8 protein-coding genes are annotated in these 7,752 nt (G+C 72.6%); all 8 read right to left on the bottom strand.

Translation table 11 applies throughout. From position 1 onward, the window contains the following. A partial coding sequence (locus KBX53_RS15180; RefSeq protein ID WP_210859931.1) for an ABC transporter ATP-binding protein occupies positions 1-491 on the bottom strand: 491 nt, incomplete at its 3' end. Then, positions 491-1,234 (bottom strand): ABC transporter ATP-binding protein, encoded by a 744-nt coding sequence (locus KBX53_RS15175; RefSeq protein ID WP_210859933.1) that lies wholly within the window; start codon positions 1,232-1,234, stop codon positions 491-493. The genes KBX53_RS15175 and KBX53_RS15180, both read right to left, overlap by 1 nt. Next, positions 1,231-2,244 (bottom strand): branched-chain amino acid ABC transporter permease, encoded by a 1,014-nt coding sequence (locus tag KBX53_RS15170; RefSeq protein WP_156057879.1) that lies wholly within the window; start codon positions 2,242-2,244, stop codon positions 1,231-1,233. Before KBX53_RS15170 ends, KBX53_RS15175 begins: the two co-directional genes overlap by 4 nt. After that, positions 2,241-3,584, bottom strand: coding sequence for an ABC transporter substrate-binding protein (locus KBX53_RS15165; RefSeq protein WP_210859930.1), 1,344 nt, complete (start codon positions 3,582-3,584; stop codon positions 2,241-2,243). The genes KBX53_RS15170 and KBX53_RS15165 overlap by 4 nt, the downstream gene beginning before the upstream one ends. Before the next feature lie 52 nt (positions 3,585-3,636). Next, positions 3,637-4,041, bottom strand: coding sequence for a roadblock/LC7 domain-containing protein (locus KBX53_RS15160; RefSeq protein WP_030336260.1), 405 nt, complete (start codon positions 4,039-4,041; stop codon positions 3,637-3,639). A 16-nt stretch (positions 4,042-4,057) separates the two neighbouring features. Continuing rightward, complete coding sequence (locus KBX53_RS15155) at positions 4,058-6,457, bottom strand: nitrate- and nitrite sensing domain-containing protein (RefSeq protein WP_210859921.1); 2,400 nt, start codon at positions 6,455-6,457, stop codon at positions 4,058-4,060. Between the two features lie 8 nt (positions 6,458-6,465). After that, on the bottom strand, positions 6,466-7,047 hold the full coding sequence (locus tag KBX53_RS37300; protein WP_210859919.1) for a helix-turn-helix transcriptional regulator: 582 nt from the start codon (positions 7,045-7,047) through the stop codon (positions 6,466-6,468). A 253-nt stretch (positions 7,048-7,300) separates the two neighbouring features. Continuing rightward, the gene (locus KBX53_RS15145) at positions 7,301-7,744 is read right to left on the bottom strand and encodes a cytochrome P450 (RefSeq protein ID WP_309140779.1); all 444 of its coding nucleotides are present in this window, start codon (positions 7,742-7,744) and stop codon (positions 7,301-7,303) included. Between the last annotated feature and the right edge of the window lie 8 nt (positions 7,745-7,752).

The raw sequence follows: 7,752 nt of genomic DNA, 5'->3' as shown, positions 1-7,752 counted from the left end.
CTCGGTTCGTCGAGCAGCAGCACCCGGGGCTGGCCGAGCAGCGCACGGGCTATCGCCAGCATCTGCTGCTCGCCGCCGGAGAGTTCGCAGCCGCGGTGTCGCAGCCGCGCCGCCAGCCTCGGCAGGAGGTCCAGGGTCCGGGCGACCGTCCAGCCCTCGCCGCCGGAGGTGCGGGCCCGCCACGGCGCGGCCGCCAGGTGCAGGTGCTCGGCCACTGTCAACCGGGAGAAGACCCGCCGGCCCTGCGGTACCAGACCGACGCCGGCCTGGGCGATGCGGTGCGGTTGCCGGCCGGCGACGTGCACCCCGCCGACCTCGATGCGACCGCTGGACGGGCGGACCAGCCCGGCGATGGTGTGCACGAGCGTGCTCTTGCCCGCCCCGTTGCGGCCCACCACGGCCTGAATGCTACCCTGGCGCACCCGCAGGGTGACCTCGTGCAGGACGGTTCCCCCGCCGTAGCCGGCGCAGAGACGATCCACAGTGAGCATCACGCCACCCCGTCCGCGTAGGCCTGCCGCACCAGCGGCGAGGTACGGATCTCGTCAGGTGTGCCGGCGGCCAGGGTCCGACCGTCGCGCAGCACCGTGACCGTGTCGGAGAGGGCGTACACCAGGTCCAGTCGATGTTCGACGAGCAGCACGGCGACGGCCCGGGGCAACGCCTGGAGCAGCTCGACCAGTCGGCCGACCTCGACGGCGGACAACCCGGCCGCCGGTTCGTCGAGGAGCAGCAGGCGGGGGCGACCGGCCAGGGCCATGGCGATCTCCAACTGGCGTCGTTGCCCGTGCGCGAGGTGCCCGGCGGGCACCGCCGCGACGGCGGTGAGCCCCATCTGTTCCAGCAGCGGACCGGCCAGCTGCTGCGCGGCGCGCCGACGTCCGGCCGGCCACCACCGGCGGCGGGGGATGACCCGTGGCAGCGCGGCCACCACCACGTTCTCCGCCGCGGTCAGCGTCGCGAAGACCGCCGGTCGTTGGTGGATGCGGTTGATGCCCCGCCGCGCCCGGGCCGCCGGGCCGAGCCGACCGATGTCCCGTCCGGCGAACCGCACCGTGCCGCGCTGCGGCCGCGTGGACCCACCGAGCACGTCGAGCAGGGTGCTCTTGCCGGCCCCGTTCGGGCCGATCAGCGCGTGCCGCTGACCGTCGTGGACGCACAGGTCCACGCCGTCGAGCGCGGCGAGTGAGCCGTACCGCACGCTCACCTCCTGGGCGTCGAGCAGGCCGGTCATCGGCCCACCTCCCCGACGGTGGCCCGCTCCTGGGCGGCGGGCGGGTCCGGCTGTGGCGCAGCGGCCTCCGACAGCCGAGACCGGGCCCGGTTGACCCCGGTGGGCAGCAGGTAGACAGTCGCCACGAACAGTGCGCCCAGCACCAGTGGCGCGTGGCCGGGCAGCACCCCGAACAACCAGTCCCGGACGGCGATGACCAGCGCCGCGCCCACCAGGGCGCCGCCCACCGAGGCGGTGCCCCCGATGACCACACCGAGCAGCAGCAGCGCCGACGTGTCGAAGCCGAAATCGGCGGGGGAGATGTACTGCTGGGCGACGACCAGGACCGACCCGGCGGCTCCGGCGATCGCCCCGGCCGCGATGTGCGCGCCGGACAGGTGCACCGCCACCCGGTGACCGCTGGCGCGCAACCGCGTCTCGTCGTCGCGGCCGGCCCGCAGTACCAGCCCGGCGCGGGTACGCAGCAGCACCAGCACCGCGCCGACAAGCGTGGCCACGACGACCAGGGCGTACAGGTAGCGGCCCTGGTCGCTGGCGAGCGCCGGGAGCCCCCAGAACGGGCGGACCGCGGGGACACCGGCCAGCCCGTCCGTGCCACCGGTCACCGACCGCCAGCGCCCGAGGACGACGACCACGAGTTCGCCGATGGCCAGGGTGATCATCAGGACGATCACCCCCCGGGCGTGCACGACGAGCGGCACGATGAGCGCGGCCAACAGCGCCCCGGCGCCCGCCGCGACGACGAGCTGCACCACGCCGACGTCGGAGACCCGGCTGCCGACCACGGCGCAGGCGTAGGCGCCCGCCGCGTACGGTGCGGTCTGCCCGAGGGTGGGCATGCCGGCGACGCCGGTGAGCAGCGCCACGCTCACCCCGACCAGGGCCAGCGCCAGCGTCCGGGCGAGCAGCGCCGTGGTGTAGTCGTCGACCACCCAGGGCGCCACGACCAGGCCCACCAGGACGAGCGCCGCGACGGCACCGCGTGCCCGTCGGATCACCTCGCCGCTCATGCCGTCCGCCACCTGACGGCCAGGCCGCGCGCCCGCGCCGCCAGCACCGCCGCCATGGCGGCGAACAGCAGGAACGGTGCGGCGGCCGGCAGCAACGCCACGCCCAGCGTCTGGATCTCGCCGATCGCGAGCGCGGCCAGCAGGGTGCCGGCCATCGACCCGAGACCACCGAGGACGACGACCACCAGGGAGAGCAGCAGCACGGTGTCGGCGGTGTCCGTGCCGGGGCCGATGATGGGCGCGCCGAGGACCCCGGCCGCGCCGGCCAGCGCACCGGCGGCGGCGAGCACACCGGCCCGGATCCGCGCCGGGCTCACGCCCAGACAGGCGACCATCTCCGGGTCGTCGACGGCCGCCCGGACCAGCACCGCCGCCGCGTCGTACGAGGCGAGCGCGTAGGTCGTCGGTGAACCGTCGTGCTTCGCCTTCCACGCCGCCACGAAGGCGCGGTTCTCCGCGTTGTCCAGGTCCGGCGAGTAGTTGAGCACCGAGTAGATGTCCCGGGCGGCGTCGCCCTGCGCGTTGAGCACCCCGCCCTCGGTGAGGAACCCGGCCGCGTACAACGGGATGTCCTTGATCTCGGACTGCGCGTACTGCTTGACGAAGTCGACGGCGGCGCTGCCGGCGTAGAAGGTGTAGACGGCCGCCGCGCCGGAGGCCTTGATGCGGGCGAAGTACGGGAGGAAGTTCGTGGTGGCCGGGAACGGCGTGAAGGTCGTCTTGCCGTCGGCGTTCGCGAGCTTCCCGCCGATCTTGCTGAACGCGTCGGTGAAACCGCGCAGCTCGTCCCAACCACCCTGGTAGTCCGGGCCGATCGCGTACACGGAGCCCTTCACGTTGTCGCGGACGTGCTGGGCGATCGCCGCCCCGGGCTCGTCGGACAGGTACGAGGTGTGCCAGATGCGGGAGACGTCCTTGAGTTCCGGCCGACCGTTCGAGCCGACCAGTGGCACCTTGGTCTCGTTGAGCACCGGGGTGACTCCGGCGACCGAGCCGCCGCCGACGATGCCGGTGAGCGCCGACACCCGGTCCTGCTTGAGCAGCTTGGTCGCCGCCGGGACGGCCGTCTGGGCGCCGTTGCCCTCGTCGGCGACGATGAGGTCGACCTGCCGGCCGCCCAACTTGCCGTCGTGGGTGTCCAGGTAGAGCTGGAAGCCGTCGCGGATCTCCGTACCGACGGCCTGGTACGTCCCGGACAGCGACGCGAGCAGGCCGATCTTTATCGAGCCGCCGGCGCTCGGGCCCGGCGCGTCGTCGCCGCAGGCCGTACCGGTGGTCAGCACGGCCGCGAGCAGCGCGGCGGTGAGGGCACGGCTGCGCCAAGGCGTGGTGAGAGGCATGTCTGACTCCAGAGGAAGGGGAAGGGTCTCCGGCGTGGGGGTGCCGGGGTGGTCAGCGAGTGCGGGCGAGCGCCGCTCGGGCAGCCGGGGTCAGTGCGTCCCCGATCCGGTTGGCCAGCTCGGTCATCTCGTAGGAGACCTTGCCCACGTCGCACTCGGGGGCGGCGAGCACCAGCAGCGAGGCGCCGTCGTTGAAAGCCATCGAGAACATGAACCCGCCCTCGAGCTGCGTGACGTTGGAGATCACCGCGCCGGCGTCGAAGAAGGCCGCCGCCCCGCGCAGCAGGCTGACCAGCCCGCTACCCGTGGCGGCCAACTGGTCGGCCCGGTCCGGTGGCAGGTCGCGGGTGGCGGCCACCATCAGGCCGTCGCTGGAAATGGCGATCGCGTGGCTGACCTCGGCCGCGCGCGCCGCGAAGTTGTCCAGCAGCCAGCCGAGATCCTGTTGGTCGCTCACGTGCTCTCCTGTCGCGTCATGAGTTGCCGCTGTTGATCGGGGTGCGCCGTCGGTTCGCCACGCCCCGCGCGTACGCGGCCATCGCTGTCGCCACCTGCGCCGGGTCGCGGTACTCGGACCGTTGCTGCTGCTGGGGCACTGTCACACCGCCGGGCACGAGGTGCCGTTGCGGCTGCCGTTTGGGCAGGCCGGAGTTGGTGGTGGTGGCGACCTCGGGGGTCTGCGCCTGGGCGGCGGTACGCCAGGCGTCGTCGGCGGGGCTGGACCACTGCCGGCCGTTCTGACCGTTCGGGACGTCGACGACGTCGCTCTGGAACCAGTGGTTGACCTGTTCGAAGATGAGGAGCTCCTCGGTGGGTGCGTCACCCCGGTCCGGCGGTGGGGGAGTCGACCGGAACACCGGCGCCGCCGGCAGGGTCCGCTCCGCCGCCGGGCGTCCGGCGGTGGGTTCGGGGCGCGGCTGGTACGGCGGCGGCGGGTTGGCCGTGCGCGCCGCTCGCCGCGACAGGCGTCCGGGTGCGAGCTGGTACTCCTCCGGTGGCAGGGACCGGATGATCGCCGCGGGCAGTGTCGCCTCGGCGAGGACGCCGCGTCGGGGACCGCGTCGCAGTTGGACGGTGGCGCCCAGCCGGGCCGCGAGCTGACCCACCACGACCAGCCCCATCGCCCGTACGGCGGCGACGTCGATGGCCGGTGGGTGGGCCAGCAGCTCGTTGAGTTGCTGCATCCGCTGTGCGGACAGCCCCACGCCCTCGTCGCTGATCTGGACGATGACGCGGTCGCCCAGGCTCCGACCGCTCACCCAGGTCTCACTGCCCGGTGGCGAGTACGTCGTGGCGTTGTCCATGAGTTCGGCGAGCAGGTGCACGACCTCGTCGACGGTCTTGGCGGCCACCGCGACGTCCCCGTCGATCATGCCGAGCCGGACCCGCGCGTAGTGCTCGATCTGGGACAGCGCCGCCTGGAGCACCTGTTGCAGCGGGACGTCGCGCTGGCGTACACGACCCACGCCGACACCGCCGAGCACCAGCAGGCTGGCGTTGATCCGGCCCATCCGGGTCGCCAGGTTGTCCAGCGTGTACAGCTGGTCGAGCCGGTCGGGGTCGGTCTCGTCCCGCTCCACCAGGTCGACCTGGGCCAGGACGGCGTCGACCAGCCGCTGTTCGCGGCGGCTCAGGTGGATGAAGATGTCGGCGGTGTTGGCGCGCATGACGGCCTGTTCGGCGGCGGTCCGCACAGCCGCCTGGTGCACGGCGTTGAAGGCCTGGCCCAGCTCGCCGATCTCGTCGTCGCTGGACGGTTCGAGGGCGGCACTGGACTGCTGGTGGGCCAGCTTCTGCGGGTCGACGGTGGCGCTGCCGGGCTGTTGGAGCTGGGCCACCACGGCGGGAAGCTGTTCGAACGCCACGGCGTTTGCCGCGTCCCGTAGGCGGCGTAGCCGTCGGGTGATCTGCCGGGCGACGGCCCAGGTCACCAACGCGGTCAGGATCAGGGCCAGGATGACGCCGGCCGCCTCGGCCACGGCCCGACGGCGCTGGTCGGCGTGCGCGGCCCGGACGTCGTCGCGGACCGCGTCGTCGACCCGGGCGCGCAGGTCGGCCAGGCGGGTGGCGCGCGTCTGGGTGGTGGACACCCAGTCGTCGGTCTCCAGTTTCAGCTGCGAACCCGGCTGTGCCCGGGACACCTCGTCCTGCATCCGTTGCAGGGCGAGCGCCTCCTTGCCGGTGCCGGCCTGCTCCCACCAGAGGCTCCACTCGGGTGGGGCCAGCGCCAGAAACGACAGGCTCGACTCGGTGTAGCTGGTGCGGGCCGCGGTGATGTCCTGCTGCATGGCCGGGGTCAGCTCGCCGCCCGCGACGGCGCGCAGCACCGCCACCTGCTGCTGACCGATGGCCTCGGCCGTCTTCGACAGTGCTGCCGAGGCGCGGATCCCGTCGGCGAGTTGGGCGTCCACCACGCCGTGGGAGACGTTCTCCCGCAGGTTGATGAGGTCGGCGATGGCGATGCGGTAGCTGAAGGTCATCGCGGACACCGACGCGTGGGTGGCGGTGCGGACCTGGGTGCGCAGCGGGGCGAGGCCGTTCAGCGCCGCGTCGATGCGCCGCATCAGCTCGGGGTTGGCATCGTTGTCGGCGGACAGCCGGCCTCGCTGCGCGCGGTAGCGGGCGACGGCTTCGTCGGTGGCGGCCACCTCCGCGACGAAGGCGTCCTGCTGCTCCGGCCGGGCGTAGGTGAGCAGGTCGGCGGCGGCGATGCGTTCGCGTTGCAGCCGGTGGGCCAGGTCGCCGGCCTCGGCACCGACCTGTGTCAGGAGCTGGAGGTCGCTGGCACGGGCCGTCTGGCGTGCGCTCTCGGTCAGTGCGAGACCGGCGAAGCCGATCACCGCGATGAGCGGGGCTGCCACGATGAGGCGCATCCGACCGGCTATCTTCCAGCCGCGTCGGCGCGTCGGGTAGGGTCTGGCCGCGTGGGACCGGGTGCTCGACGCCAAGATTGACTCCCACGACTCGTCGATGACGGTCTATCCGCACGTTGCCGAATGCAAGTCCCATTCGGCCGGAAGCCGCGCTCGTAGACCAGACCTGGCCGTGGTACAAACTGCCCGTACCAGCATCTGTACCCAACGTCAGCGACCGGTGACGCCGCGCGGTCGTGGCGGATCCGCCGGGTCAGCGCTGGTTGTCGGGGGGCCCGACCGGTGGGTGCCGCCGCTGCGGGTCGTCCGGTTCGGGTTGGCCGTTGAGCCAACTGCTCGGCCGCGACCTGCGGCCAGAGCGCGGCCAGTCGTCCGCCGGTGCCGAGCACGTCGTCGCAGCGCAGCGCGAACTCGTGGCTGCCGAACCGGCGACCTGACTCGACCGCGGCGACCGTCTCCCGGCTGAACCGCACCAGGTCCGCCAGGGCCCGTTGGGTCAGGCCCCGTTTGACGCGACAGTTGCGCAACTCCCACCGGAACCGCTGACTGGCCGCGGAGTGAGCCGAGCTCGACGGGGACGTGTGCTCCATGCGCTCACCTTCGTGGAACGGACATTCAGCGACCGATGAGGGATCGAGACCGGCCAATGAGCTGGACATTCGCAGAGAGCAATTCTTAACCCATGATGCGGTGGGTGTGAAGACGTTCACCGGCATGGATCGTCGGGCAAAGCGCGAACGGCGCGGGCCGGACCGGTGCCGGCACGGAGATGCGCCGGGCGGAGCGGACAAGCCTCGCACGTCCCCACCCCTCGACCCGTCGGTAGGTCGACATCGCCGGCGCTCAGCCGGCGCGCACTTCGGCCGTCGCGCCACCGCGTGCCACCGGCTCGTCCGAGGACGCCGGGATATCGATTGTCGCGAGCAGTCTGCGGTGCGCGCGAAACGCGACATTGGGTTTGTATGAACGATGTTGCTCCGGCGACAGTCGGAGGCCGGGAATGGTTTGGGCGAGTCGGCTGATGGCGATGCCGGCCTCAAGTCGTGCCAATCCCGCGCCGATGCAGAAATGTGGACCGTGACCGAACGACAGGTGGTTGCCCACATCGGGTCGGTGTGGGTCGAACCGGTCCGGGTCCTGGAATGCCGCCGGGTCCCGGTTCGCCGCGCCGATCAACAGCAGGCAGCGTGCCCCGGCGGGGATCGTCACCGCACCCACTGTGACGTCGCGGGTGGTCACCCGGAGCCAGCCGTCGATGGCCGGCGCGAACCGGAGCGTCTCGGCCACGAAGGCGG

The organism is Micromonospora sp. M51, assembly GCF_018070305.1.
GTDB classification, from domain to species: Bacteria; Actinomycetota; Actinomycetes; order Mycobacteriales; family Micromonosporaceae; genus Micromonospora; species Micromonospora parva.
This window is presented reverse-complemented; position numbering and strand designations above follow the sequence as displayed.